This is a genomic window from Rhizobacter sp. P3_B12, from assembly GCF_056402895.1.
The window spans coordinates 1-947 of record NZ_JBFUGN010001518.1 but is presented as its reverse complement, the minus strand read 5'-3'; the positions used below and the strand labels follow the sequence as shown (position 1 = coordinate 947).

The 947-nt window shown below is 72.4% G+C and carries 1 protein-coding gene; it reads right to left on the bottom strand.

Annotation, left to right across the window (positions count from 1 at the left end):
• The coding region (locus AC1D01_RS36560) for a hypothetical protein (RefSeq protein WP_477874685.1) at positions 1-947 on the bottom strand (947 nt) is incomplete at both ends.

Below are 947 nucleotides of genomic sequence, written 5' to 3'. Positions count from 1 at the left end.
GTGCGAAGACCGGCTCCACCGGGTGCAGGACCAGCGCCGGCGTCAATGCCAGCAGCAGCGCCGCCAGCATCAGCCGCGTGCCCCAGCGGCCGCCCATCCACGCGAAGAAGGTCGGCAGCAGCACCGTGGCCAGCAGCAGCATGGCGACCCGTCCCCGGGTGTCGGCGTACAGGCGCTCGCCCGGAGTCCATCGGCGCTGCAGATGGACATGCACACCGGCCAGCACCCAGGCGATCGCGAGGGCGCCAGCCGGGAAACCCTGCAGTTGCAGCGAGAAGATGAGGTAGCCGCCCAGCGTGGCGGCCAGCAGCAGGTCTCCCGGCTCCTGCGGTGCGCTCAGCATCAGGCCCGCCAGCAGCAGGATGATGGCCGCCAGCGGCACCGCCGGCGCGTAGCCGTCCGGCCCGTACTGCCAGACCAGCGCGGCGCCGAGAATCATCGCCACGCCGTACCAGGGTGCCCTGCGCCGCCAGTGCGCTATCCACGCGGCCGGCAGCACGTTGCCGCGGCGCCGCATGCCGTAGAGCAGCCCGAACGCCAGCAGCAGCGGGATGACGGCGCCGACGGTGACCCCCAGCGCGCGCCAGGTGCCGGTCGCCGCCTCGCCCGGATCGAGCGTGATGATCGCGCCCAGCGTGAAGATGGCGAGCGCCACGGCCAGCGTGCGCATCCACTCGCCGATCTTCAGCGTGCGGACGAGGTCTGCCAGCAGCCCGGCATCGAAGCCGATGCGCGTCATCAGGGTCGGTCCCGCCGCCGCGATCTGCCGTGGCAGCGACAGGCCCATCAGCGTGGCCAGCAGCAGCGAGCGCATCGAGCGGCCGCGCTCCAGCAAGGCCTGCATCGCGACCAGGTCCGCATGCTTGCGCAACAGCTGCTCATCGGTCAGCGGCCGCTTCAGCCCGGCCAGCGCGTCGTGCAGCGCCTGTGCCCGCCACGCACCGATC